Annotated in this window: 21 protein-coding genes; 10 read left to right on the forward strand and 11 right to left on the reverse strand. The window is 46.7% G+C overall.

Features of this window, described 5'->3' with window-relative positions; genetic code table 11:
* Window positions 1–164 precede the first annotated feature (164 nt).
* From BMX58_RS01335 to BMX58_RS01350, 3 genes are all read left to right on the forward strand, one after another.
* Window positions 165–1,526 carry an IS4 family transposase gene (locus BMX58_RS01335; protein WP_068625001.1) on the forward strand — a complete coding sequence of 454 codons (1,362 nt, stop codon included), beginning with the start codon at window positions 165–167 and terminating at the stop codon, window positions 1,524–1,526.
* A gap of 106 nt (window positions 1,527–1,632) precedes the next feature.
* Window positions 1,633–2,100 (forward strand): helix-turn-helix domain-containing protein, encoded by a 468-nt coding sequence (locus BMX58_RS01340; RefSeq protein ID WP_068621296.1) that lies wholly within the window; start codon window positions 1,633–1,635, stop codon window positions 2,098–2,100.
* 206 nt (window positions 2,101–2,306) lie between these two features.
* Window positions 2,307–2,657 carry a hypothetical protein gene (locus tag BMX58_RS01350; RefSeq protein WP_068621298.1) on the forward strand — a complete coding sequence of 117 codons (351 nt, stop codon included), beginning with the start codon at window positions 2,307–2,309 and terminating at the stop codon, window positions 2,655–2,657.
* 432 nt (window positions 2,658–3,089) lie between these two features.
* Here the strand turns inward: BMX58_RS01350 and BMX58_RS01355 are convergent, their stop codons facing one another.
* From BMX58_RS01355 to coaA, 5 genes are all read right to left on the reverse strand, one after another.
* The gene (locus BMX58_RS01355) at window positions 3,090–4,244 is read right to left on the reverse strand and encodes a GIY-YIG nuclease family protein (RefSeq protein ID WP_068621300.1); all 1,155 of its coding nucleotides are present in this window, start codon (window positions 4,242–4,244) and stop codon (window positions 3,090–3,092) included.
* The gene (locus BMX58_RS01360) at window positions 4,237–6,162 is read right to left on the reverse strand and encodes a DEAD/DEAH box helicase (RefSeq protein ID WP_068621308.1); all 1,926 of its coding nucleotides are present in this window, start codon (window positions 6,160–6,162) and stop codon (window positions 4,237–4,239) included. Before BMX58_RS01360 ends, BMX58_RS01355 begins: the two co-directional genes overlap by 8 nt.
* Window positions 6,159–8,924 (reverse strand): DNA methyltransferase, encoded by a 2,766-nt coding sequence (locus BMX58_RS01365; protein ID WP_068621310.1) that lies wholly within the window; start codon window positions 8,922–8,924, stop codon window positions 6,159–6,161. The genes BMX58_RS01360 and BMX58_RS01365 overlap by 4 nt, the downstream gene beginning before the upstream one ends.
* 259 nt (window positions 8,925–9,183) lie before the next feature.
* Window positions 9,184–10,737: a glutamine-hydrolyzing GMP synthase gene (gene guaA / locus BMX58_RS01370; RefSeq protein WP_068621312.1), complete on the reverse strand. Its 1,554-nt coding sequence runs from the start codon at window positions 10,735–10,737 to the stop codon at window positions 9,184–9,186.
* A 21-nt stretch (window positions 10,738–10,758) separates the two neighbouring features.
* Complete coding sequence (gene coaA / locus BMX58_RS01375; RefSeq protein WP_068621313.1) at window positions 10,759–11,682, reverse strand: type I pantothenate kinase; 924 nt, start codon at window positions 11,680–11,682, stop codon at window positions 10,759–10,761.
* 395 nt (window positions 11,683–12,077) lie between these two features.
* Between coaA and mvk the strand changes: the two genes are divergently transcribed.
* Genes mvk through fni form a run of 4 tightly spaced genes read left to right on the forward strand, consistent with a single transcriptional unit; the run spans window position 12,078 to window position 16,234 of the window.
* Window positions 12,078–13,034: a mevalonate kinase gene (gene mvk, locus BMX58_RS01380; RefSeq protein ID WP_068621315.1), complete on the forward strand. Its 957-nt coding sequence runs from the start codon at window positions 12,078–12,080 to the stop codon at window positions 13,032–13,034.
* Window positions 13,024–14,058 carry a diphosphomevalonate decarboxylase gene (gene mvaD / locus BMX58_RS01385; protein WP_068621317.1) on the forward strand — a complete coding sequence of 345 codons (1,035 nt, stop codon included), beginning with the start codon at window positions 13,024–13,026 and terminating at the stop codon, window positions 14,056–14,058. The genes mvk and mvaD overlap by 11 nt, the downstream gene beginning before the upstream one ends.
* On the forward strand, window positions 14,055–15,170 hold the full coding sequence (locus BMX58_RS01390) for a phosphomevalonate kinase (protein WP_068621319.1): 1,116 nt from the start codon (window positions 14,055–14,057) through the stop codon (window positions 15,168–15,170). The genes mvaD and BMX58_RS01390 overlap by 4 nt, the downstream gene beginning before the upstream one ends.
* A complete protein-coding gene (gene fni, locus BMX58_RS01395; protein ID WP_068621320.1) occupies window positions 15,167–16,234 on the forward strand; it encodes a type 2 isopentenyl-diphosphate Delta-isomerase in 1,068 nt (355 codons plus the stop codon). Before BMX58_RS01390 ends, fni begins: the two co-directional genes overlap by 4 nt.
* Window positions 16,235–16,633: 399 nt before the next feature.
* On the opposite strand, the gene trpX is transcribed toward fni, so the two are convergent.
* The 3 genes from trpX to BMX58_RS01410 all read right to left on the reverse strand — a co-directional run bounded on the left by trpX (window position 16,634) and on the right by BMX58_RS01410 (window position 19,046).
* Complete coding sequence (gene trpX, locus BMX58_RS01400) at window positions 16,634–17,659, reverse strand: tryptophan ABC transporter substrate-binding protein (protein WP_093088766.1); 1,026 nt, start codon at window positions 17,657–17,659, stop codon at window positions 16,634–16,636.
* A gap of 366 nt (window positions 17,660–18,025) precedes the next feature.
* The gene (locus BMX58_RS01405; RefSeq protein ID WP_068621322.1) at window positions 18,026–18,349 is read right to left on the reverse strand and encodes an AzlD domain-containing protein; all 324 of its coding nucleotides are present in this window, start codon (window positions 18,347–18,349) and stop codon (window positions 18,026–18,028) included.
* Window positions 18,342–19,046, reverse strand: coding sequence for an AzlC family ABC transporter permease (locus BMX58_RS01410; protein WP_068621324.1), 705 nt, complete (start codon window positions 19,044–19,046; stop codon window positions 18,342–18,344). Before BMX58_RS01410 ends, BMX58_RS01405 begins: the two co-directional genes overlap by 8 nt.
* A 167-nt stretch (window positions 19,047–19,213) precedes the next feature.
* On the opposite strand from BMX58_RS01410, the gene BMX58_RS01415 reads away from it, so the two are divergent.
* Window positions 19,214–19,918 (forward strand): MgtC/SapB family protein, encoded by a 705-nt coding sequence (locus BMX58_RS01415; protein WP_162268597.1) that lies wholly within the window; start codon window positions 19,214–19,216, stop codon window positions 19,916–19,918.
* Between the two features lie 310 nt (window positions 19,919–20,228).
* Here BMX58_RS01415 and BMX58_RS01420 read toward each other — a convergent pair whose 3' ends face one another.
* Together BMX58_RS01420 and rpiA are read right to left on the reverse strand one after the other, a co-directional pair.
* On the reverse strand, window positions 20,229–21,530 hold the full coding sequence (locus BMX58_RS01420) for a pyrimidine-nucleoside phosphorylase (RefSeq protein ID WP_068621328.1): 1,302 nt from the start codon (window positions 21,528–21,530) through the stop codon (window positions 20,229–20,231).
* Window positions 21,531–21,607: 77 nt separating this feature from the next.
* The gene (gene rpiA, locus BMX58_RS01425) at window positions 21,608–22,285 is read right to left on the reverse strand and encodes a ribose-5-phosphate isomerase RpiA (RefSeq protein ID WP_068621330.1); all 678 of its coding nucleotides are present in this window, start codon (window positions 22,283–22,285) and stop codon (window positions 21,608–21,610) included.
* Window positions 22,286–22,456: 171 nt separating this feature from the next.
* On the opposite strand from rpiA, the gene BMX58_RS01430 reads away from it, so the two are divergent.
* Together BMX58_RS01430 and sdaAA are read left to right on the forward strand one after the other, a co-directional pair.
* Window positions 22,457–23,164: a serine dehydratase beta chain gene (locus tag BMX58_RS01430; RefSeq protein WP_068621332.1), complete on the forward strand. Its 708-nt coding sequence runs from the start codon at window positions 22,457–22,459 to the stop codon at window positions 23,162–23,164.
* Between the two features lie 18 nt (window positions 23,165–23,182).
* Window positions 23,183–24,121, forward strand: a complete 939-nt coding sequence (gene sdaAA / locus BMX58_RS01435; protein ID WP_068621334.1) for an L-serine ammonia-lyase, iron-sulfur-dependent, subunit alpha — start codon at window positions 23,183–23,185, stop codon at window positions 24,119–24,121.
* A gap of 338 nt (window positions 24,122–24,459) precedes the next feature.
* Here the strand turns inward: sdaAA and BMX58_RS01445 are convergent, their stop codons facing one another.
* Entirely contained in the window at window positions 24,460–24,837 is a 378-nt protein-coding gene (locus tag BMX58_RS01445) for a Rid family detoxifying hydrolase (protein WP_068621338.1), read from the reverse strand.
* Window positions 24,838–25,003: the final 166 nt, after the last annotated feature.

The following is a 25,003-nucleotide window of genomic DNA, read 5'->3' on the forward strand; positions in this document are numbered from 1 at the left end:
ACTCAACTTTCGCAGTAGAAAAAGTTGAGTGAAACTTTACGTGTGTTGCTTTAATCTGTTGTTGATTAGGTACCTTGACAATTGAATGCATAAGAAAAACACCTCGTTATTTGGTATAGTTTAATTACCACAAAAAAACTACCAATAGCGAGGTGCTTATCACTATGATAACCAATAATGGCCTAAACAATCAACTACCAAATTCATTACAAACTGTATTCGAAGAACTTCAAATCCTAAAACACTTGAGAAATGCTGGAATCAAGAAAGGCAACGGCTTTTCCTGCGGGTATTTGTTCCAGCTGGTTTTCTGCTTCATCTTTGAAGGCAAAAATTGGTTCAGAATGCTTGAAAGCAAGAAATCCGTTGGATTGCCCTGCAAGGACGCTGTCTATCGTTTTTTGAACAGTCCAACCTATAACTGGCGCCGTTTTCTACTTTCCTTAAGTGCGGCCACAATCTCTAAAGTCAGTGTATTGACCACTCATCATCGACCAAAGGTCTTGATTATTGATGATTCTGCCTACGAGAGAAATCGCAGCAAAAAAGTAGAATTGCTTGCGCGCTGTTTTGATCATTCTTCACAGAAAATGCGCTTTTACAAAGGCTTCCGGATGCTTACGCTTGGTTGGTCCGATGGGGCTACCTTCATGCCCATTGATTTTTCCCTGTTAAGCTCAACCAAAGCCAACATTAACGGGATTGATGAAAGGATTGACAAACGCACCTGCGGGTATAAAAGACGGAAAGAAGCGCTTGAAACTGCGCCATCCGCTATCCCTGGTATGATTCAACGCGCCCTGAATTCCGGCGTTGAGGCTTCCTACGTCCTGATGGACACCTGGTTCACACAACAGCCCTTGATTAAATCCATTACGGAACAAGGCATTGATGTAATTGGAATGGTCAAAGCTACCAACCAGCGCTATTCGGTGGACAATAAATGGGTTGATCTGAAGAACCTTTATAAACTCGCTACACCTACAAACCATCACAAGGACATTTTACGGTCCGTCCATACTACAATGGCCAACGGGATTCCCGTAAAGGTTGTCTTCATACGAAACCGAAACAACCACAGCCGCTGGCTGGCTATCTTAAGCACGGATTGTTCCTTGACGGAACAGGAAATTGTCCGTATTTACGGTATGCGTTGGGACATTGAGGTGTTCTTCAAGGCGACAAAATCGCTTTTGAAACTGCAGAAAGAAGTGCAAGGTAGATCGTATGATTCTCTCGTCAGCCACACAACAATTGTGTTCGCACGGTACATTGTGTTGTCTTGGCAGAACCGATGCAACACGGATGAGCGGACATTGGGTGGCATGTTTTATGAACTTTGTGATGAATTGAAAGAACTTGATTGGGCTGTAGCATTACAGCAGTTAGTCGAAATTCTTGAAGAAGCTTTGGAAAAAACATCGAAAAAATTTAAAAATTTCATCAAAAGTCAACTACAGCAATGGTTTGCAAGTTTGCCCAATTATATCAAGGCATACTTGCCTATTTTGAGCTGCGAAAGTTGAGTTAATCATATATAGCCTTAATAGTAATTATTTGTTGATTTTACCACCACTTTCTTGTTACATTCAACCAAAAATGCTATAATGTAGCAAGAAAGGAGTGACGTTCTTGAAATCATATAGTGTCAAACAAATTGCTGAAATGCTTGAAACAAACCCGGAAACGGTAAGGCGATGGATTCGAACTGGAAAGCTCCAGGCTCAGAAGGCCTCGAATAAAAGCGGGAATGTGATTTTTGAGAATGCGCTTAAAAGTTTTCTAAAATCCACCCCAAAGTATGCGGCCATAGCGCTAGCTTCAGGTCCGGTCGGATTTGCTACATCAACAGCGATATTAGCAACATTAGCTGCTGGTAAGGCAATTGAATTGAAAGATCTAAATGATGCAACTGTAGATGGAGATTCCATCCAAGAATTTATTGAAGCTCAAATTGCATCGCTCGAGAAAATAATCGCACGTAAACGAGAAAACATTCTTCAACTTGAGCTAGAAATCTCAACAGAATCAGATCGTGTAAAAGTCCTAAGCCAAATGCTCGAACAACTCAACTTGCTAAAAGTACAAAAGGAGGCATAATCAATGAATTAACGTTTTCTGGTATCAATTGGTATTGCGTTTTCTGTAATTCTCACCTGAACAACCAATACGGATTTGATGATAGAAAGTATATTTGGCGCTTCGCCGAAAGCGGCTACAAGAACAGTATCTCATCAAACAACATATACGAGTCCGAAGAAGATTTCCGAAATAATAATGATTGATATGAAAGGAGCTGCTTACTAATGAGTTGGGATTATTCTGAATTATCACGTTTAGCAAAACAACACGGTGGTCCTAAAGAGTTGTTAGCAAAACATGCCGCATACCACTTTAAAAAAGGCGCTGTTTCAAAGAATCCTGTAATTGCTGCCGCAAGTTTGATCAGCCTAGGTGTTGGCATCGGAGGAACAGTCTTTTATTTCAATTGGAAGAACAAGAAAGATAGAACCATAATAACTGATTGTGAAATACATAAAATTGAAGATGAACTTATTTCTGGGATGGAACAGACTGAACAAGGAGAAGCCAACCAAGAGCCCTTTCAAAAAGAAGTGACACAAGATGAGCCACACGAAGAGGACAGACAATTGTAACGAGGATTTAGGCGTTACAATATAGTGTATAAAATAAGGTGGTGAAAAATGTTATGGGAAGACACAAACAGATGCCTGGAAAAACCTACAAAATAATTTTTCAAAATGATCAGGAAGCAAAAGTAATATGTACCTACCTTTGCCCTTATTGCAATCTGGATACAACGGTGCAAATTACGGTTAACGCTACGGGTTTTGACCTGTTAGAGTCTGGTGGTTTTTATGAGCCCCTTGAATGCCCACATTGCAATAAAATTTCAGATGTGAGATTTTGGCAAAGTAGTAGAATATAACACTTAGTGGCAGTAAATTAAGAAATAGCCGGATACTCGCGAAAAAATCGCATGGTATACGGCTATTCATGATGAGCACTAATAGGTGGGCTATTTTTGTATATTTCCGGTTTATTGAATACCTACCCTAAATTTTTAATTAACTGTTCAATTTCACAACAATATCATTTATACTAGATTCTATTTCATCCAACGAAATTAAATACCATTCTTTCGGGTTTTCAATTTTCCCATTCGCTGTTGGAACAGAGATTTGTACCTGCTTATCTTCAAATCTATGATGAATAGCTTTTTCTAGCTTCCGACCACTAAAGTTTTGGACTTTCCAGGTTGCAACAATTTTTACAGGTGCATATAGGTAAGTCGCTTCATTTTCAGCATTAGCAATACGTTTTTCAATGCTTCTACCAGCAAAACCAATTTTATAAAGATTTTTATATTTTGATATTTCAGGGTTAGAACTAAGAGATCTGACTACATAAATATATCCAGTGGTTACAAATTCATCAGTTCGTTCCTCAACTGTTGTTTCTCCCATAACATCACTCATTACTTCGGTTACCATTCGACCATGACGATTTTTATCAAATAGATTTGATGCAAATGATCTCAGTAGAATTTCTTTATTTTCAGTTCCATTTTCATATATAAGATGGAGCTTTGCGTTACGATAACCATGTTTGTCTTCATAATATTTACCTACAGATAGAACGTAAAGAAGAATCCCATTATCAATATAAAATTTACCTGGTTTAATGTTTTTTTCAGTATCGACAGGTATTATTTTTCGAGTACCATTTGCGATTTCTTTTTGAACAAGCTTAAAGAGAGGTTCGTATCGCTCGAAATGGCTGGCACGTTTCCGAGTACTATATTTATCCGCTGCATTAATTGTTCGCTTATATCTTGACAAGTCTAGCAGTGAATCAACTTTATCCTTTTTCTCAAATAGTTTATTATCATTAAGAATATCATCAAGAGATTTAGGATTTTCTTTCGACTCATCTAGAATCGTATTTTGGATATTGAGCAAGTTAAATTCATCAATCTTAGCGAGTTTCTGTATCATTTCTGGTCTCTCACGATAGCCTTTTAGTCTGGAAAACAATTTTCTTTCAGTCATATCTCGAGATTTTTTTGGCTCTTCTCCGCCATTATTTTTAATCCATTCGATAATCTCTTGAAATTTTTCAAACTCTGGATCAATTCGCTTAACTTGTTTTTTAGGAGTTTCAGCTATTAATTCATCAAAAATTGGGTCTGAAAAAATGTCATCAAGATTAAATTTATCCATTATCTCTTTCTCTCCTTAATTGCTCCAAGCGCAATAATGCATAGGCTAATCTTTGCTCATACTGGTCATGACTAGACTTATCTGGAATTCTACCATTTTCAGTTCTAAATTGAACAATTTGAGGATACAACATAATTAACTCATCCTCTGAAAAAGTAAATTTTATACCATCTATATAATCCTGGATAAAGCGTAAAGTTGGCGCATCTATCTCTTTTGAAATAACCTCATAAGCGCGTTGGAAGGGATTCACTTCGTCAATCAAATCAATAGAAATTTCATCAATGTTTATAAATTTATTCGCCATTCTAAGAAATTGATTTCCGTTAGTTCCTTCTTCACGTTCAGCAGACTGAATGACTGCTTGTGCAACTATATGTTGGCGGACTTCTTCGGTCTCATCATTTGATAAATCAGGATAGCTATTCATTATTACACGCGGTATAAGTTGTTTATTAATCACTTTTGCATCGACACCAGCAGCAATAGCTTGTTGAATTTGAGTGTCTTGTAAAATAGTCGCTTTCAAATCATTCAAATCGTTTTGAATAATGTTTTTTGAACGTTCGGTACTTGGTTCTTTTAACCCTTTGATGAAAATATCTGTCCCTTTTGATTTTTGTTCATCAGTATCTTTACGCTTAAAGGTAAAGTTTGGAGCAAGGACAGCTTCCATCAAAAGACTCGCAGTGATTGCCTTCATGATATTATTAACCGCAAACATTACCTCATCATCTTGAGCATCTGGTTGAGCAATTAAATTAGTAAATTGAGTGTGAGTTTTATTCGAACTATCACGAGTCACGCGCCCAATAATTTGTACAACTTCAGTTAACGAATTACGATAACCAATTGTCAAAGCATATTCTGCGAAAGGCCAGTCAAATCCTTCTTTTGCCATACCCAGTGCAATAATGATATCCAAATCCTCAAGTTCAGACATATTTCGGATATATTCTTGAACTTTTTCACGGCCTTCTTCATTAACTAAATCAGCAATCTTTAATACTCGTCCATTTTCTTCAGTTACTAGCCAAAGACCCGTATTTTCATCAAATTTTGCATCACCTAATTCCTCCAGAATACGGTCAACTTCATCATATTTATCTTTGGTAGATTCGCCGGAATTTACATTAGGAATATGAATAATTGTTTTCTTAGAAGTATCTAACACTTCTGAAAGTGCATCAGTGTAGCGCCCTCTATAAAAGCTATAGCCCATAGCAAAACTCTTAAGATGTTTGTAACCTTCAAGTTGCTCGTAATAAGTATAAGTTACCTTATCAAACTTTTGCTCATCAGTTGGTTCAAGAATTGGAACAGAGTCACCACGAAAGTAGGAGCCGGTCATCGCAATGATATGCGCAGAAGAATTTCCCAAAATATTTCGTATCGCATTACCAAGAACAGAATTATCATCTTGTGATACATGATGAAATTCATCAATGGCGAGTAAAATTTTGTCAAAATCCGAATCATTCAACTTCTCAAAAGCAAAACGTAAAGTCGCGTGTGTGCAAATCATTATATTATCATCCGGATGTGTTGAACGAATAAAATTAATAAACTGCGACACTTTGCTTTCACTTGTCCCTCGATTTGTGAGATTGTTTTTTGGATTGATTACCCAATCAGAAAAAAAACCGAATTGTGCTAATTCTGTGGTTTGAAAAGATTTTCCAATCGATCGCTCTGGAACTGCAATAATTGCTTTCTTTACACCTTGATTGGTGAGCTTATCCAAAGCTACAAACATCAAAGCACGTGATTTCCCTGATGCAGGGGGAGCTTTAACTAATAAATATTGCGAGGCTCGCTTTTCATAGACACGAGCCTGCATCTCACGCATTCCTAACGCATTTGTATTTTGGCTTTTTCCAGTGCCATTATAATTAATTTCAAAAATATTAGATGTCATTTTATCCCCTCACTTACCATTTCTTGATAAAGTTTCAATAATACACTTAAACGCTCCTCATCAGATTTGAAAGGTTCTTGCTTATAAGCACGCTCCACAATCCCATCAATTTTCTCATGAGCTTCGCGCAATCGAGCATTCATTGGTTTATTCGCACCGCCGTATAACTCAGCAAGAGTGCCACCTTCTTCCTCACGGACATCCAGCATTTCAAAAACGGCTTCTTCAAGGATATTTTTACGTTGAGTTGTAATATTTGGAATTGGGAAAGTATTGTAAACCATGCCTGCGGAATAGCGATACCGTGTTTCCAATTTCCCTCCAATTGCACGAAGCCAATTCATATGCATGCGGGATTCTAGGATGCCAAGGAGCCAAATTGGAGCGTCGTAGATTGTAAAATTAGGACTGGCTACTATCTCTGTCCCTTCAAAATATCCCATTGGAACATAATCACGAAACTCCGATGATACTTGGGGAACAAAAATAAAGTTAGATTCTTTATGCCTATACTCGCCATAACGATATGAAATAGTAGCAAGCTTTTTAGTTGCATTTCGATCGCTTGATAGTCTGTGCTTTCGTACAGCTTCTACTCTTTTCGCTATTTCTGAAATTTTTTCAGCTTCATTGTGATTTTGTTCTGTCAAATGAAAAATATATCTATAAGTAGAGGCGACAAATTCTTTTGAACCTATAAATTTTTTTAAATACTTTTCTATACCGGGTACTTGGTTCACTAATGAATAGTATTCGTCTTTTTCAACAATAAAATTTCCTCCATCATTAGGCATATCTCCTGAAGCAATTTCAGGAAATCCCGAAATTGATTGTTCCGCATTACTAACTATGATATTTTCCCCTTCTGTCAAATATGGAGTTATATTTTTAGCCAAAGTCCAAGTTTCACCTATAAAAATCCTCTTTTGAATAGTATTTTTTTTATCAGATAATCCTATAATTACAACTGTCACCCCTGCATTATTTTTCGCACTATTCGCCCACTTAAAAGAAGGGTATGCAAAACTAATTGAAGCATTAGTTTTGTTTAGAATTGACGGCCATAATAATGAAACTTGCGAACCCTGTGTGATTGAATTTGTACTTACAAAGCTTAATTGTGATAAAGAATTCTGAACAAATTCTGCCCCTTTTATAAACCAACCAGAAATATAGTCCAAATCTCCAGTATTAATCTGATATTTGTGGAAGACATTGGTTAAGTCAAGGTTTTGATTTTGTTTCTGTTTACGTGCTCCGACATAAGGCGGATTTCCCATAATATAAACTTCATCATTAGTTCCATGGGGAACAACCTGATTCCAATCTACTTGTAAGGCATTAGCATGAACGATATTTCCAGATTCTTGCAATGGCAAAATCCGCGGCTGATAATCCGCAAGTGATGCAGTCATCTCGACATTCATCTGATGTTCTGCGATATATAGAGAGAGCTTTGCAACTTCGTGTGCAAAGTCATCCAGTTCTATTCCTGAAAACTGATCAAGTTTAATTCTGGATTGTTTGAGAAGATTACCTTGATAAACATCTTTCTCATTCAGAGATTCACGCACTTCTCTTATTTTAACAAGACAGTTGATTTCAAGTCGACGGAGTTCCTTATACGTTATAATCAAAAAATTACCGGAGCCACAAGCCGGGTCTAAGAATTTGATTTTACTCATCCGCTTTATTAAGTTTTCAAGTTGATTGATGATATCGCGTTGTTGCTTGCGTCGCTGTTCTTCAGTAATATCACGCTCGAGATAATCATCCGATCGGTCTGCCAAACGTTGGTATTCTGTTTGGATATCATCCAAAAAAAGTGGTTTAATGACTTTCATGATGTTCGGAACACTTGTGTAGTGCATTCCTGAGACTTGGCGTTCTTCCTTGTTCGCAACAGTTTGAATCATTGCTCCTAAAATGTCAGGATTTATTTCATTCCAGTTGAGTAGTTCGCCTGCTTCAATGAGTAACTTTCGGGTAAATACATTGAAATTTAAGTCATGATGGGGTTCTTTGAAAAGTTGCCCATTTACATATGGAAATTCTTTCAACCATTCAGGTGTCTCGTGCCTTTCGTTTTCAGGAACATCTAAAATTGAAAATAATTCTTTGATAACTGAGTTTAGATTGCTCCCATCGGCTTCAGTTCTTGTTTTTAGAATATTGGTAAAAGAACCCTTAGTGATAATTTCTGTATCTTCAGAGAAGTACAAAAAAAGTGAACGAATCAGAAAAAGATTAAAGGATTTCCCGTCAACTTCCTCTTTTGCAAGCTCTGGGTTGATTTTGACCAATTCATCATAAAGTTTTGTGAAACGCTCAGCGGCTTTAATATCTGCTGGATTTTCCTTTTGGTAATCTACTTTCTCAATCCCATTCCATGCAAGGAAAAACTCTGCAGAAGTTGGTAAATCTTCAAAGTTAATAGCAAGGGAATCGTTTGTTTTTGTATCTTTTGCATAAAGCATTTCAAAATCTGTTGTGATAAGATAGCGAGGTTTTTTATTCTGAGATTCGAATTCCTGCGTGATTTCATCAATAGCACGTAATGGATTGTTATCAACTTTTCGATAGCAAACTTTATTTCGTATCACAAAATCGCCATCACTCGATTTTGCCCTTGTGATGCTTGTTTTTGGAATATCAAAAAGTCCTAAAAAGTCAGCAATAAAAGTTTCTCTCTTTAAATTTTCAACAATTATTTTTGCTCTATCTTCAATTTCTGTGATAGATAATAAATTTTTCTTTGGCATTTGGTTTACAGTCCTTTAATTAGCTAGTATTTAATCTATTATAACAAAATTTGTAAGGGATTTTAAAATAGATAAGAAGAGAAGCGATATAATTTTAACAGATAACAAAAAAATTGCCTTATCACTAAATGATAAAAGCAATTTTTTCTAGCTTTGCTGATTTTTGGAGGGAAATCAATTAATTTCTATAATAGTTAACCTTCCATTAACTCAAAAACCCTTATTAAATCAGCGTAAAAACTAAATTTCTATCTTATAATTATTCCCACTCGATGGTCGATGGTGGCTTGCTCGTGATGTCGTACACTATGCGGTTGACGTGCTTCACTTCATTTACGATGCGTCGGGAAATCTTGTCCAATACCTCGTAAGGGATGCGTGCCCAGTCGGACGTCATGCCATCGATGGATGTCACGGCGCGGATACCGATTGTGTAGTCATACGTACGGCCATCGCCCATTACGCCTACGCTGCGGAAGCCTGGCAGGACAGTGAAGTATTGCCATACATCGCGTTCCAAGCCGGCATTTGCGATTTCTTCGCGCAGGATGAAGTCAGAATCGCGGACGATCTCCAATTTTTCTTCGGTGATTTCGCCGATGACGCGGATACCCAAACCAGGTCCTGGGAATGGTTGGCGCCAAACGATGCTGTCAGGCATGCCAAGTTGTGTTCCCAATTCGCGGACTTCGTCTTTGAACAGTGTGTTCAAGGGTTCGATCAATTTAAATTGCATATCTTCAGGCAGTCCGCCAACGTTGTGGTGGGACTTGATTGTTTGGGCAGTCTCTGTTCCGCTTTCGATCACATCAGTGTAAAGCGTTCCTTGCGCCAAGAAGTCGATGCCTTGCAATTTCGTAGCTTCATCGTCGAATACGTAAACGAATTCGTTACCGATGATTTTACGTTTTTGTTCCGGATCGCTGACGCCTGCCAGTTTGTCCATGAAACGTTTTTTCGCATCGACGCGGACGATGTTCAAACCGAATTTGCCGTGCAGGCTTTCCATGACTTGGTCGCCTTCGCCTTTGCGCAAGAGGCCGTGGTCAACAAAGATACAAGTCAACTGGTCGCCGATCGCTTTGTGCAGCAACACGCCGACTACGCTTGAATCAACCCCGCCGGAAAGTCCCAGCAAGACTTTTTTGTTGCCGACAGTTTCTCTGATTTTTTTGGTTTCGATCTCGATGAAGTTGGCGATCGACCAGTTGCCCGAGCAGCCGCAGACTTCGAAGGCGAAGTTCTTCAGCATTTCGTTGCCGTGTACAGAGTGCTGTACTTCCGGGTGGAACTGGACGCCATAGAATTTCTCTGCTTGGTTGGCGAAAGCCGCGACAGGACAGTTGTCGTTTGTGGCAGTCACTTTGAATCCGGCAGGGATTTCCGTGATTTTGTCGCCGTGGCTCATCCAGACAGTCTCGATGTCGGAAAGGCCTTTGAACATCGGCGTATCCAAATCAAGGATTTGGATGTCGGAACGTCCGTATTCTCTTTCATCAGCAGGAATGACTTTTCCGCCGAAATGGTCGGTCATCAGTTGCATGCCGTAGCAAATGCCCATTACTGGGATGCCCAAAGCGAAGATGGCCGGATCGACTTTGAATGCATCGTCTTCATAGACGCTGTTCGGGCCGCCGGAGAAAATGACCCCTTTGACGTTCCCCATCGCTTTGATGTCTTCAGCAGTTGTGCGGTGTGAAACCAACTCTGAGAATACGCCGAATTCGCGGATGCGTCGTGTAATCAATTGGTTGTATTGACTGCCGAAATCCAGTACGACGATTTTTTCCAACTCGGTAAATTGCTCTATCATCTAATAATCTCTCCAATTTCCTTAATATTTTTTTATGTACAATTCATCAATAAAGTGATTCGTTGTTTTGTGAATCACTAAATTTGCCCGTGTGATCGTGGGATAGATATACTCCCGAAGGTTCTTTAGGTTGACCCTTTTCCAGACGCCTCTGGCCATCTCGATGGCGTCTTCGCGCTTGCCGATTGCGTAGTTGTAGTAATAGTTGTCGGGCTGATCGATCGCCAGGTCCATCAGCATTTCGAAGCGTTCGATGTACCATTTTTCGATCATCTCTTCCTCGGCATCCACATAGATGGAAAAATCAAAGAAGTCGCTGACGTAAATCTGTTGGTTGCTCGGCAACTGCAGCACATTGATCCCTTCCACAATCAGGATATCCGGATGATTCACTTCCTCGTAATCACCGGGGACAATATCATAGATGCGGTGGGAATAGACCGGAAACCGGACATTCGGCTTGCCTGTCTTCACATCCAACAGGAATTGCACCAAATTCTCCATATCGTAGCTTTCCGGGAAGCCTTTGCGGTCCATGATGTTGCGTTCCTTAAGTATCCGGTTCGGATACAGGAAACCATCCGTTGTCATCAATTCGACTGCTTTAGTAGGATAGGCTCGTTTCAAAAGATTCTGCAGGACACGCGCTGTCGTGCTTTTCCCGACCGCGACACTCCCCGTTACGCCGATGATGAGCGGAGAAGGCTCATAGGGTCTGCCAAGAAATCTGCTTTTATCCCGCTGAAGATTCCGGTACTGCTGCAAGTAAATATCGAACATATGCACCAAGGGCACATAGACATCCTTGACATCTTCCAATGAAAGCCTATCATTTAATGATGTCAATTCCTTCAGTTCCTCTTCCGTGATTGCCGGAATGGAATCTTGATGAAAAGTTTGCCATTCTTCACGATGGATTTCGTAGTAATTTCTATCTTCTATCATAGCTTTTCCCTTCTGGAAATAATCAAACTTTCGGTAATTGTATCACACTTTTCTGAAAATTTAACCCCCATCAAATACGAACATTTAATTTTAATCGAAACCTAATCTTTGTTTTCTGCGGCGGGATAGCTTTTAAAGTTTCTTTTAAAACCCAAAGATTTGATTTACTTTGCATTTTTGCTCCGATACAATGAAAATGATGAAAGAAAATAGTGAAAAATATGTGCCGAAATTGTCGGAATTGCATAAGCGTTGCCTGCGCAAAGCAGAGCATTACAGAGTCGCCATGCTGATTTGCAAAATCCAGGCACAGCAAGCATAATAGAAGACGCGCAAGGATCAGCGGGGCATGAAGTTGTCCAGCTGATCCATAACCAGTAAAGGACGATCCCAATATGACAAAAACAAGCTGCTCAACCGGTAAGTCGCACGGCAAAATCATCCTGATGGGAGAACATGCCGTCGTGCACGGAGAGCCCTCCATCGCACTGCCTTTCCCGGCAGTCGAAATGACCGCGACCGTATGCGAAGCGGATGGACCTTTGACCATCGATTGTTCGTATTATAACGGCATCGCTGCGGAGATGCCGGAAATCCTGGAAAGCCTGAAGACAGCCATCCAATCGGCCTTGGCCGAGCTGCAGGTTTCGGACAAAAATTTGGCGATTTCGCTCGCGAGCACCATCCCGGCTGAAAGAGGCATGGGCTCCAGCGCTGCCGTATCGGTGGCTTTGACCCGCGCGCTTTTCGCCTATTTTGGCAAGCCATTGGACCAAGCAACCCTGCTCCGGCTCGTCAACATATCCGAAAAGGTCGCACACGGAAACCCGAGCGGTCTGGATGCCGCCACGGCAAGCGGAGACGATCCGCTTTTCTACATCAAAGGCCAACCTTTCGAGGCTTTCCCGCTGAACCTGAAGGCCTACCTGATTGTCGGGGATACCGGTGTGACCGGGCAAACCAAGGAAGCCGTAGCCAGCATCGCCGCGAAACTGGACGGGGAAAATCCGCAACCTTACCGCGATGCCATCACGCGTTTGGGCAATTTTGCGCAAACAGCAAAGGCCGCAATCGAGGCGAATGACCCGCAAAAACTGGGGCAATTGATGAATCAGGCCCATGACGTGCTGTCATTTTTGGATGTGTCCAGCCCCGATCTCGACAGACTCGTGGCAGCCGCCCGCTCTGCCGGAGCGTTAGGCGCCAAGTTGACGGGCGGTGGACGCGGCGGCTGCGTGATTGCCCTAAGCAACAGCCGCACCGAAGCGGAAAAAGTCGAAACAGCAATACTCCAGGCCGGAGCGATCCGGACTTGGATCTATCAAATGGGAGGAACTGAAGATGCCGAATAAAGCCTGTGTCCGTGCACACACCAATATCGCACTGATCAAATACTGGGGAAAGCGGGATGAAACGTATTTCCTTCCCATGAACAGCAGTCTTTCCCTGACCTTGGACAAACTCTACACGGATACGATGGTCGTCTTCGATGGGACGTTCACGGAAGATGCCTTCTATCTGAACGGCGAGAAACAAAGCGAAAAAGAAACCAAAAAAATCTCCAAATTCCTCGATCTGTTCCGCGAAGAGAAAAAAACAGGCCTGCGCGCGCGCGTGGAAAGCATCAATCACGTGCCGACCGCAGCCGGTTTGGCCTCATCCGCATCGGCCTTCGCTGCCTTGGCAGGAGCCGCCAATCTGGCTCTGGGTCTTGATCTGGATCCCCAACGCCTCTCGACTTTCGCCAGACGCGGCAGCGGCAGTGCGACCCGCAGCATCTTCGGCGGGTTTGTGGAATGGGACATGGGCACCTGCTCCGACGACTCGCTCGCGGTGCCGGTCGATGACGCCGGCTGGGATATCGGCATGGTCATCGTGGCTGTCAACCAAAAAGCGAAGGAAGTCTCCAGCCGCATCGGCATGAAACGCACAGTCGAAACGTCGCCCTTCTATCCGGCTTGGGTGGAAGCGGCGAAAAAGGACATAGTGGACATCAAAGCAGCCATCGCCGCCAAAGATTTTGTCCGTTTGGGCGAAATCACCGAAGCGAACGGGATGAAGATGCACGGGACCATGCTGGGGGCCGAGCCGCCGCTGTCCTATTGGGAGCCGGACAGCATCGTCGCCATCAAGACCGTCCAGGCTTTGCGCAAGCAAGGCATCCCTTGCTATGTGACGATGGATGCCGGTCCGAATGTGAAGGTGCTGTGCCGTCTTTCTCAGGCCGAAACGATAAAAGCGGCATTATCGGAACATTTCGCAGCGGATAAATTGATCATCACCGAGCCCGGACAAGGCATCCGGGAATTGACGGAAGAAGAACGCGCTGTCTATGATTGGAACGCTGACTATCCACAGAAAGGGTTGAAGGCATGACTGTAACAGAAGCAAGTGCTCCGGGTAAATTATTCATCGCCGGGGAATATGCGGTAGTGACGCCGGGCCATCCATCGATTCTGGTCGCTCTGGATCAGTTCATCACCGTATCATTGGAAGAGGCCGATACGGTTGGGACGATCCGTTCCGCTCAGTACGGCGGATTGCCGATACCTTGGACCCGTGAAGAGGATCAGCTGGTCATCGACCAACGCGAAAATCCTTTCCTCTACATTACCGAGGCGGTCAAGGTGACGGAGCGCTACATCAAAGAATCCGGGATTCCGTTGTCCTATTTCCATCTTTCGGTCAGGAGCGAGCTGGACAACGCCAGCGGAAAAAAATACGGGCTTGGATCAAGCGGTGCGGTGACGGTCGCGACGATCAAAGCCTTGCTGAAATTTTATGCAATCGATCCGGACTCCGAACTGGTCTACAAGCTGGCCGCCTTGGCGCATCTGTCCGTCAAAAGCAACGGTTCCTTCGGCGACATCGCCGCGAGCACTTACGGCGGCTGGATCGCCTATGCCTGCTTCGACCGGGAATGGGTGTTGGAGAAGTCTGGGGAGCTGACGCTGACCGAATTGCTGGAAACAGCCTGGCCGCAACTGATGATCCGGCCCTTGACGCCCCCACCCAATCTGCGGCTGGTGATCGGCTGGACCGGCTCGCCGGCTTCGACCACGCATCTTGTCGATCGCGTGAATGATGTCCGGGGCGGCATCGATGATTTCTACAAAAATTTTCTGGAGGACAGCAAAACGTGCGTGAACGCCATGATCGCCGCTTTCGAGCAGGGCGATCTGCAGGCAATCCAGGCCGGCATCCGCGAGAACCGTTCGCTGCTGCAGCAATTGACGGCGCACACCGGTGTCGTCATCGAAACGCCGCCGTTGACGCAATTGTGCGATTTGGCTGAGCAGAAAGCCGGCGCCGCCAAGTCTTCCGGTGCAGGTGGAGGGGATTGCGGAATTGTCATCATCGACAGGCAATCGGGCATCATCCCTTTGATTTCGGAATGGGAAAAAGCCGGGATCATGAATTTGCCGCTGCACGTCTTCAGCTACTCACGCAACGCAGAAGCCATTGAATGGAAAGGAGCATCCGCATGACGCTTGATTCAAACAGAAAAGACCAGCATGTCGATTTGGCCGAAAAGCAGTATCAGCTGGCCGATCTGTCCGATTTCGGGAAAATGCGCTTTGTCCATCACTCGCTGCCCGCCCTGAAAGTGGCGGATATTTCGCTGCAGACGGAAATGGCCGGGATGAGCCTGGCGGCGCCCTTCTACATCAACGGCATGACCGGCGGCAGCGAACGAACCAAACAGATCAATGCGGATCTGGCGGCGGTCGCGAAAATGACCGGCTTGGCGATGGCTTCCGGATCCGTCAGCGCGGCGTTGAAGGATCCCAGCGTGAGCGACAGCTTTGCGATCATCCGCAAAGTGAATCCGAACGGACAAGTGTTCGCGAACATCGGCGCACACCATTCGCTGGAGAACGCCAAGCGCGCCGTGGCGATTCTGGAGGCTGATGCCCTGCAGATCCACATCAACGCGCCACAGGAAATGATCATGCCGGAAGGCGACCGCGACTTCACGATGTGGCTGCGCCAAATCGAGGAGATCACCGCGCATGTCGGCATCCCCGTCATCGTCAAAGAAGTCGGCTTCGGCATGAGCCGCGAAACGATCCGGCAACTGATTGATGTCGGCGTCCGGACGATTGATGTCTCAGGCAAAGGCGGAACGAACTTTGCCGCGATCGAAAATGCAAGGCGGACGGCTTTGGCCTACGACGATCTGGAGGACTGGGGCCAATCGACTTTGATCTCGCTGTTGGAGGCCGATACGCTTCGCGGACAAGCCGAGTTCCTCGCATCTGGCGGCATCAAGACGCCTCTGGACATCGTCAAGGCGCTGAGCTTGGGCGCGAAGGCGGTCGGGCTTTCCGGCCAGTTCCTGCATATGGTGCTGACCGATGGGCCGGAGCAGACGGCCGAAACGGTAGAAGCATGGAAGCAACAGATCACGACGGTGATGGCGATGCTGGGCAAAACTACGGTTGCCGATCTGGGTCGCACGGACCTCATCTTCCAGCGCGACATCCTCGACTGGTGCGAGATGCGCGGAATCGATTTCCGTCAATATGCCAACCGTTCCGTTCAGCGGTAATCGAACATGAAAGAAGCGCGCCAGCGACCGGCAGGATTACCGTTCGCTGGCGCGCTTTGTTTGATGTGGATGGTCGATTTATCGGCCGGATCCGGATGTGTCGGGTGTTGTGTAAGTGTTAAGTTGCGTACAGTCGACAGTTTGAGAGGATGTCAGGTGCACGAACTGCATTTCCGTTCCGAAGCCCGACAGATGGGACTTCTGTCAGGCATAATCCCAGGATAGTATCCTGAACTGTCGACAGATCAGGCATCTGTCGGCAAAACGATCACCGAAAAACTCAAAACACCCGACAAACCGCACTTCTGTCGGGTGTTTGGCGACCATTTCCGTCCCGAAACCCGACAGTCAGGCAACGAACGACATCCGCAAGCGGATGAGCCATCACAAAAAAGCTTGCTATTCGGCTGATTCCACAAACACCGCATCGGCTTTGACCTCTTCCGGTATCGTCAAGCCCAGCTCGTCGACTTTGGCTTGATTGATGTAGACGGAATTCTCTTTGACCAGTTGGACCGGATAAGTCGCGGGATCGGCTCCCTTCAGGATATCGACCGCAATTTGGCCGATCTGGGTGCCCATGCCGTATTGGCTAGGCGCGAAAGTTGCGACACCGCCGTCCTTCACCATCGTGTCGGCCGCCGGGAAAACCGGGATGCCGAACGCATCGGCCGCATCCACCAAAGTGGCCATTCCGCTCGCGATGACATTATCATTCGGCACATAGATCGCATCCACCTCTTTGGCGAGACTTTCCGCGGCTTGGGCGATGTCGTTCGTGGTGGTGATCGTTTTCGTGACGACTTCGAATCCGATGGCAGCGGCTGCCGCTTCGGCGCGTTGACCAGAGATGATCGCGTTGTCTTCGGCAGTCGTGTACATGACGCCGATTGTTTTGGCATCCGGAAGGAATTGCTTGATCAACGCCATCTGTTCATCGGATGGTGTCCGGTTGGAAAGCCCCGTCGCATTGCTGCCGGGAGCTTCCAAGGATTCGACAAGGCCAGCGCCGACTGGATCCTGAACCGCGCCGAGGATCACCGGAATCTCATCGGAAGCATTCTTCAATGCTTGCGCGGCCGGCGTTGCAACGCCGATCATGATGTCCGCATCATGGCTGACGAAGCTTTCGGCGATCGATTTCATGTTTGCCTGATCCCCTTGGGCGTTCTGGAAATCGATGGTCGCATTCTCGCCGTCGACATATCCCGCCGCCGCCAATTCATCCAGGATGCCTTCCGTGATCTGATCCAAAGCCGGATGCGTCGTGAGCTGCAGGATACCGATATAGACCTGTTCCCGTTCGCTTTCCGTCGTCGCAGCTGAAGAGTCGTTTTCCGAAGCCGTGTTTCCGCAGGCTCCCAGTAACCCGATTGCCACTATCGAAGCCATTCTTAACATGTTGTTCATCCCATTTTTCATCATCAAAATTCCTCCGTTTTCTGAAATTGAATTTTCGTCCCTATCCCAATCCGGAGCGGAAGCGCATTATTGGATGCAAAAAAACCGCAGAGACCCAAAAAGTCTTTGCGGTTTATCTATTCCCAGTATTGTAAAAGAAGGAAAAATCCGCATAGACGCTCGTCCAGATTGAATCATCTGAGGTTGCATCTATGGACAGTCCTGTCGCACGATCAACCTACGCTATGCGGCTTTGCCAGCCTTTCCTGTTCATTGCTGTTGCTCGCGTGACCGTTTGCATATTGACTGCCTCCCTTTCTTTGATGCTTTCATCATAAGCAACAAACAAAAGTATGTCAACAGAATAATGAAAATATGATGACAAAAACATTAAAGAATCCACACCATAAGGCTTATGCCCGCGATGCCGGCAATGACGGAAAGGATCATGTTTTTCGAATAATAGGCCACCAAAGCCGTCACAAGCGACGGCAGCAATTTGGCGTTATCCAATGCATTCAAGGAAACCTTGCCTTCCCAGAAAAAGATATCCGAAGCAATCAAGGCCGAAAAGATCGAAACCGGCAGGAAGCTCATCCATTTCTGGAACCAAAGCGGAATGCGCGCATTCTTCAGGGCAAAAATCGGGATCCATCTGGGCAGAAATGTCACCAACCCGCCTCCCAAAATGAGCCACAATGCTTGATCATCCACGCAAAATCCCCTCCTTTTCGTCTTTTATGTTCTGCAGATAGAGCCCAAATCCCGAGGCCAAAATCGACGTCAGGACGATGGCGATATTATGGTGCAACAAGCTCATCAGTATGACCGCCAGTATTCCGGAAAACACAGCCGTCCAGAACACGATACGGTTCTCGATCTGCGAAATCAGCAGGAAGATGAACATCGCAACCAAGATGTAGTTCATCACGATCGGCGACAAAGCAATGCTTTTCCCGGCCATCGCCCCTATCCCGGTGCTCAATATCCAGGTAGCATAGGCCGTGACATTGGCGGCCAAGGCTTTCGTCGGATTCCACATCCCCTCCGTTTTGAAGTACAGCGTGTTGACGGCGAATGATTCGTCCGTAATCGTCTGGGCAAAGAATATGCTGAAAGCTGTGCTCTTTTCGCGGATCCGGTGGGCCAGGCTGGAACTCATCAAGAGATGCCGCAGGTTGATGAAAAAGATCATAATGACCATTTCCAGCAGGCCTGCCCCCGCCACTGTCATCGAAGCGACCATGAACTGCGCAGCCCCTCCATAGATAAGCAGGCTCATCAGCATGACCGCCAGCCAATGATAGCCGGCTTGCTGCAGGAGCACCCCGCAAGCCAACCCCATCGGTATGTAGCCGAAACACACCGGATAGATGGCTTTCATCCCCGCAAGCCATTCTTTTTTCGACATATTGTCCCTCCTCTAATCAAAAATTCATGCTATTTTTCATTTTATCACATATTGACGGAAGAATCGGCGTGATTCCCTATCTGTTCAGAAAATCGTCAATTCCTTTTACAGAAAACGGTTGGTGCATTAGAATAGAGGAAATGTCCAATTTTGAAGGAGGAATTGCGGTGTACACAATCAGCACTTTGGAAATCACACTACGCTTACTTGCGGCCGTCATCGTCGGCGGCGTCATTGGTTACGAACGCGAAGAAAACCGCCAGGCTGCTGGGCTGCGGACGAACATCATCGTTTCCGTTTCCGCCTGTCTGATCACTTTGATCCAGGTCGAGATCGCTTATTACAGCCTGAATTTGGCAATCGCCAATCCGGATGTGGCATCCAGCATCACCGTCGACTTTACACGCATTATCGCCCAAATCGTCAGCGGGATCGGATTTTTGGGGGCCGGCACGATCCTCATCACCAAACGGGACACGGTCACCGGTCTGACCTCGGCGGCAACAATCTGGACGGTCGCCGGTCTCGGGATTGCCGTCGGGATGGGTTATTATTTTCTTTCTTTCATCGGCTGCCTGATCCTCTACGTCGTTCTGCATATCATCAAAAAAATCCGGACTTCCATTGGCGGACTTCACGTTGAGATCCGCTACCGGCAGCCGGAACTGAAAAAGGCGATCGAGCTGTTCCTTTCCGAGAATGAAATCGAAACTTCGGACATGAAGTTTCTGATCGAAAATCCGGAGAGCGAGCACCCGAACTACATCGTCATTTATGGGGTCGATTTGCCGCATTACTACAAGAAAAAAGATCTGGTGAACGGTCTGATGAACATGAGCAAGGACATCACGAATGTGTCCTTCGATCAATAATCAGAAAAGTAAAGAAGCACCCGGGGCGCGTTTCCGGTTGCTTCTTTATATTTATGCTGAAATGGATTTTTTTGAAGGTTTGCTGAAGTGCTCTGCTCCGGTGAACGGAGGCTTCGCCGGAGTTCAGCTCATATTCTGCTTGCGTTCTCCGATGGGGCAGGCTTGATCGGAGGTGCAGCTGGATAATTACCGGCGACCTCCGGCGGGCGGTCCCTTCACAGGAGCTGGGAAACATTTTCCGGCGAGCTTCTCCGGCCAACAAGCACACCAAACAAAGAAGGCCATCCCTTTTTTGGGGACAGCCCTCTTATCAGTCCGTGATGATATCGTGAATCAGCGTTATTTCCTTCTTTTCGGCCCCGATGGAATAGGCTTCCCGGATCAGTTTTTCGGCCGGGCCGAAATCTGCCTGGTTGGCGAACATCCTGACAATCGCTTCGCCTTTCTGGACCGGATCGCCGACTTTCTTAAGGATCTTCAAACCGGCCGCCAGATCGATCGTGCTTTCTTTCGTGGCGCGCCCAGCCCCAAGGAGCATCGCAGCCACGCCGATTTCATCGGCAACGATTTCTGTCACGTATCCGGATGCTTCAGCCAGTACATCCTGTTGATGGGCAGCCTGCGGCATCAAGGTGTAGTCTTCCACCACAGCCGGATTTCCGCCTTGGGAAGCAACGAAGACTTTGAATTTTTCCAGCGCTTTGCCGTTGCGGAGGTTTTCGGCCACGAGCGCGCGGGCCTCAGCCAGATCACGCGCTTTTCCGCCCAAGTAGACCATCTGGCTGCCCAATTCGATGCAGAGCGCCTTCAAGTCTTCCGGCCCGTTGCCCTTCAGCGTTTCGATCGCCACTTCCACTTCCAAGGCATTCCCGACCGCTACGCCCAAAGGCTGGCTCATGTCGGAAATGATCGCCATCGTTTTGCGGCCGGCCAGGTTGCCGATTTTGACCATCGCATGAGCGAGCGCCCGCGCATCCTCTTCCGTCTTCATGAAGGCCCCGGCCCCTGTCTTTACATCAAGCACAATCGCATCCGCACCGGCTGCGATTTTTTTGCACATGATGGAGCTAGCGATGAGCGGCAAGGAGTTCACGGTTCCGGTCACATCCCGCAGTGCATAAAGTTTTTTGTCGGCCGAGCAGAGATTGCCGGATTGCCCGATGACGGCGACTTTATTTTCGTTCACGATGGATGCGAATTCTTGTTCATCGATCTCGATATGGAAACCAGGGATCGATTCCAGCTTATCAAGAGTGCCGCCTGTATGCCCGAGACCGCGCCCGCTCATTTTCGCCACAGGCACGCCGCAGCTGGCGACCAATGGGGCCAGTACCAGCGTCGTCGTGTCGCCGACTCCGCCCGTTGAATGCTTATCGACTTTGATGCCTGCGATGGCGGAAAGATCGATCTGATCGCCGGATTCGGCCATGGCCATCGTCAGTTCCATCCGTTCTGCATCGGTCATGTCCTGGAAATAGACGGCCATCGCCCAGGCACTCATCTGATAATCGGGGATCGAACCGTCCGTGTAGCCCGCGATGATGAAACGGATTTCTTCCCTTGTCAATGCTTTGCCTTCTTGTTTCTTGATAATTAAATCTACCATTCTCATAGCTTGTTCCTCCATTTGAATCCGATTTTTTGCCTATCAAGCACAACGCAAAACGCATCAGTGTACTTTAGGTCAGCCTACCTTTTCGCTTCGATCACTTTTACGCCGTCTTTCGTTCCGACCAAAACAGTGTCCACGCAGTCAAGGAACAAACCGTGTTCCACGACACCGGTCAGATGGATCAATTCCTCGGCAAGCGCCTTCGGATCCAAAATTTCACCCAAGTGCAGATCGATGATGTTGTTCTTCTCATCCGTCAAATAAAAGTCGCCGGCTGCGGTCTTGCGGAATTCCGGATGATAGCCTTTTTCTTTGAATTTATTAAACAGTTGGATCGAACCGTAGCAGACGACCTCCACCGGTAGCGGGAAAGCGCCCAGATGTTTCACCATTTTGCTTTCATCAACGATCCAGATGACTTTCTTGGAATTGTCGGCAACAATCTTTTCGAACAGCAGTGCGCCGCCGCCGCCTTTGATCCCTTGGAAATCCTCGCTGATCTCATCGGCTCCGTCCACCGTGATGTCGATGCAAGTCACTTCATCCACGCTCCTCAAAGGAATCCCCAGCGATTCCGCCAACTCCTTTGTTTGGATCGAAGTCGTCACCCCAGTGATCGTCAACCCTTCCTCTTTCACACGTCTGCCGATTTCCTTCACAAAATAATAAGCAGTCGAGCCTGTCCCCAGGCCTACTGTCATACCATCTTTAATATATTCTGCTGCTTTTAGTCCAACCAGTTCTTTAAGTTCCATTTTCTCACGCGTTCCTTTCAGGATGATGAAGTCATTATATCATACGGAAAGGAAGCGTTTCTATGGTTGGCAACGGATACTCCGTTAAAATGACATTAGAATCCGCTAAAAAAGCCTACCGGTCTCCTGTCATTCCGCCAGCCTTTTCGCTATAATGAGAGGCAAGCTTTTATGAACCAATCAGGAAAGGGGATCAGTATGGGCCATACATTCAGAAGCATCTTCGATATCATCGGACCGGTGATGGTCGGACCTTCCAGTTCGCACACTGCCGGCGCCTTGGCACTGGGAAGAGCAGCGGCGCAATTATTCGAGGTGAAGCCGAAAAAAGTCACGATCCATTACTACGAGTCTTTTGCGGACACACATCTCGGGCACGGCACCGATTTCGCGATCATCGGCGGCATCCTTGGTTTTGCGGCGGATGATCCGCTGATCCCGCAATCACTGGAGATGGCGGAGTCCCAAAAGATAACCGTCAAATTCATTGAAGAAATCGGCGACTCTCCCGTCGGCCACCCGAACACGGCCACAATGGTGTTAGAGCGGGACAAGAAAAAGTTGTCCGTAACGGGCAGTTCCATCGGCGGCGGCTCGATCATCCTGAACAAGGTCGATATCGACAACTTCTCGATGCGTTTGGATGCCCATTTGCCCGTCTATTTCATCCACCAGAATACGCTCCAGTACCATCTGTACAGCGAGGCGGAATGGCAGAACTATTTTGCATTCAAGGGTTATCCCCTGAACGACATCCGCATCTTCCGCGAAAAGGATACCGAGTGGGTCATCCTCTATCTGGATACGCTCCCGACCAAAGAAATGATCTACGAAATCAACGAGCTGCCTTTCATCGAAAAGGCGATACTGATAAGTTAGGAAAGAAGGTATTTTGTTTTGTACGATACGATTGCAGAACTGGTGACCGCCGCTGAGGATAGCGGCAAACCGATTTCCGAATTGATGCTGCTTCAGGAAATGGCCAAAAGTCACCGCACCCGCGCGGAAATCTGGGATCAGATGCGCAAAAATTACCACGTCATGAAAGCTGCAGTCGAAAAAGGTTTGACCGGTGATGGCGTATTTTCTCCCACCGGCTTGACGGGCGGCGAAGCCGTGAAAATGCGGAACTACCGTCTGCGCGGCAACACGCTTTCCGGAAACGACCTGCTGATTGCGGTCGAGAGCGCCCTTGCCACAAATGAAGTCAATGCTTCGTTGGGCATCATCTGCGCCACTCCGACGGCAGGTTCCTCGGGGACTTTGCCCGGGGTGATGTTCGCCATCAAAGACAAATTAGCTTTGACGGAGGATCAGATGGTCCAAATGCTGTTCTGTTCCAGCGGCTTCGGCATGGTCATCGCCAACAATGCCATGATCGCCGGTGCCGCCGGAGGTTGCCAGGCTGAAGTCGGCAGCGCCTCCGGCATGGCAGCCGCTGCGGCAGTCGAAATCGCAGGCGGCACACCGGAGCAGGCAGCGGAAGCAATGGCGATGGCCATCAGCAATCTGCTTGGCCTTGTCTGCGATCCGGTTGCCGGACTGGTCGAGATTCCTTGCGTCAAGCGCAATGCCATCGGAGCGGTCAATGCCCTGATCAGCGCCGATATGGCCTTGGCCGGGCTGACGAACAAAATCCCCGCCGATGACGTGATCGAAGCGATGCGCAAAGTCGGCAAAAACCTGCCCGCTTCCCTGCGCGAGACCGGCTTGGGCGGCTTGGCCGCCACCCGGGAAGGCGTCCGCCTGAAAATGAAGATCTTCGGCCAGGAACTGGAAGTCAAACCGGAATGGGTGGACGATCAGCCCCCGGTCAAAGCGAATCCGTTCGAATAAAAACAGCTGTCAGAGGCCGTCTCATGGTTTATGGGACGGCCTCTCTTATTTTTTAGAGCCTTCTTTACATCTGGCTTGGTATCAATAAGGGGCTGTCTATCCCTTGCTTCTCCGGTGAACGGAGGCTTCGCCGGAGTTCAGGCTGCATTCCGAGTTGCGTCCTCCGATGAGGATGGCCTCATCGGAGTTAAAATCCGGTTACTAGCGGTTTACTCCGGTGAGCAGACCGTTCACCGGAGTTGGAACGGATCGTTTCAATTACCGAATGAAATCAAAAGAGTGCACCAAATCCAGAATGGCATTTTCCGGTTTTGGTGCACTCCTTGGCAGCTATTCTATTAGTCTTTCACTGCGATGGCTTCGATTTCAATAACCGCATCTTTCGGCAAAGCGGCAACCTGCACCAATGAGCGGGCTGGCTTATGTTCGCCGAAGAAGGCGGTGTACGCGCCGTTGATGGCGTCAAAATCATTGATGTCCTTCACGAACACGTTGACTTTCACGATCGATTCCAACGAACCGCCGCCCGCTTTGACGATCGTCAACACATTGTTCAAGCTGGCTGTCGTCGCTGCCGCGGGATCCGAAACAAGCTCCTTCGTTTCCATGTCGATCGGCAATTGTCCGGATGAGAAGATGAAACCATTCTTTCTGGTTCCTTGCGAATAAGGCCCGATTGCTGCGGGCGCTTTGTCGGTGCTGATGAATTTGGTCAAGAGAGAGTCCCTTCTTTCCTTTAATCTTATTTTAATGATAGCACAAGTTTGGAGCAATTGTGAAGCGAGAATTCTCCGTACGGTCCTCTTAGTGCTCAGCACCCTACCCGCAATTCATCGTATCCTTGTAGAACGGTTCTGAATCCTAGAGTTCTCCACCTAACGC

Origin of the sequence: Trichococcus ilyis (assembly GCF_900109135.1) — a bacterium.
In the GTDB taxonomy this organism is placed as follows: domain Bacteria; phylum Bacillota; class Bacilli; order Lactobacillales; family Aerococcaceae; genus Trichococcus; species Trichococcus ilyis.

Excerpts from the sequence above, each read along its gene's own strand:
- BMX58_RS01335 (WP_068625001.1), top strand. The coding sequence starts at position 165 with ATGATAACCAATAATGGCCTAAACAATCAACTACCAAATTCATTACAA.
- BMX58_RS01350 (WP_068621298.1), top strand. The coding sequence starts at position 2,307 with ATGAGTTGGGATTATTCTGAATTATCACGTTTAGCAAAACAACACGGT.
- BMX58_RS01355 (WP_068621300.1), bottom strand. The coding sequence starts at position 4,244 with ATGGATAAATTTAATCTTGATGACATTTTTTCAGACCCAATTTTTGAT.
- BMX58_RS01360 (WP_068621308.1), bottom strand. The coding sequence starts at position 6,162 with ATGACATCTAATATTTTTGAAATTAATTATAATGGCACTGGAAAAAGC.
- BMX58_RS01365 (WP_068621310.1), bottom strand. The coding sequence starts at position 8,924 with ATGCCAAAGAAAAATTTATTATCTATCACAGAAATTGAAGATAGAGCA.
- guaA (WP_068621312.1), bottom strand. The coding sequence starts at position 10,737 with ATGATAGAGCAATTTACCGAGTTGGAAAAAATCGTCGTACTGGATTTC.
- coaA (WP_068621313.1), bottom strand. The coding sequence starts at position 11,682 with ATGATAGAAGATAGAAATTACTACGAAATCCATCGTGAAGAATGGCAA.
- mvk (WP_068621315.1), top strand. The coding sequence starts at position 12,078 with ATGACAAAAACAAGCTGCTCAACCGGTAAGTCGCACGGCAAAATCATC.
- mvaD (WP_068621317.1), top strand. The coding sequence starts at position 13,024 with ATGCCGAATAAAGCCTGTGTCCGTGCACACACCAATATCGCACTGATC.
- BMX58_RS01390 (WP_068621319.1), top strand. The coding sequence starts at position 14,055 with ATGACTGTAACAGAAGCAAGTGCTCCGGGTAAATTATTCATCGCCGGG.
- fni (WP_068621320.1), top strand. The coding sequence starts at position 15,167 with ATGACGCTTGATTCAAACAGAAAAGACCAGCATGTCGATTTGGCCGAA.
- trpX (WP_093088766.1), bottom strand. The coding sequence starts at position 17,659 with ATGATGAAAAATGGGATGAACAACATGTTAAGAATGGCTTCGATAGTG.
- BMX58_RS01410 (WP_068621324.1), bottom strand. The coding sequence starts at position 19,046 with ATGTCGAAAAAAGAATGGCTTGCGGGGATGAAAGCCATCTATCCGGTG.
- BMX58_RS01420 (WP_068621328.1), bottom strand. The coding sequence starts at position 21,530 with ATGAGAATGGTAGATTTAATTATCAAGAAACAAGAAGGCAAAGCATTG.
- rpiA (WP_068621330.1), bottom strand. The coding sequence starts at position 22,285 with ATGGAACTTAAAGAACTGGTTGGACTAAAAGCAGCAGAATATATTAAA.
- BMX58_RS01430 (WP_068621332.1), top strand. The coding sequence starts at position 22,457 with ATGAACCAATCAGGAAAGGGGATCAGTATGGGCCATACATTCAGAAGC.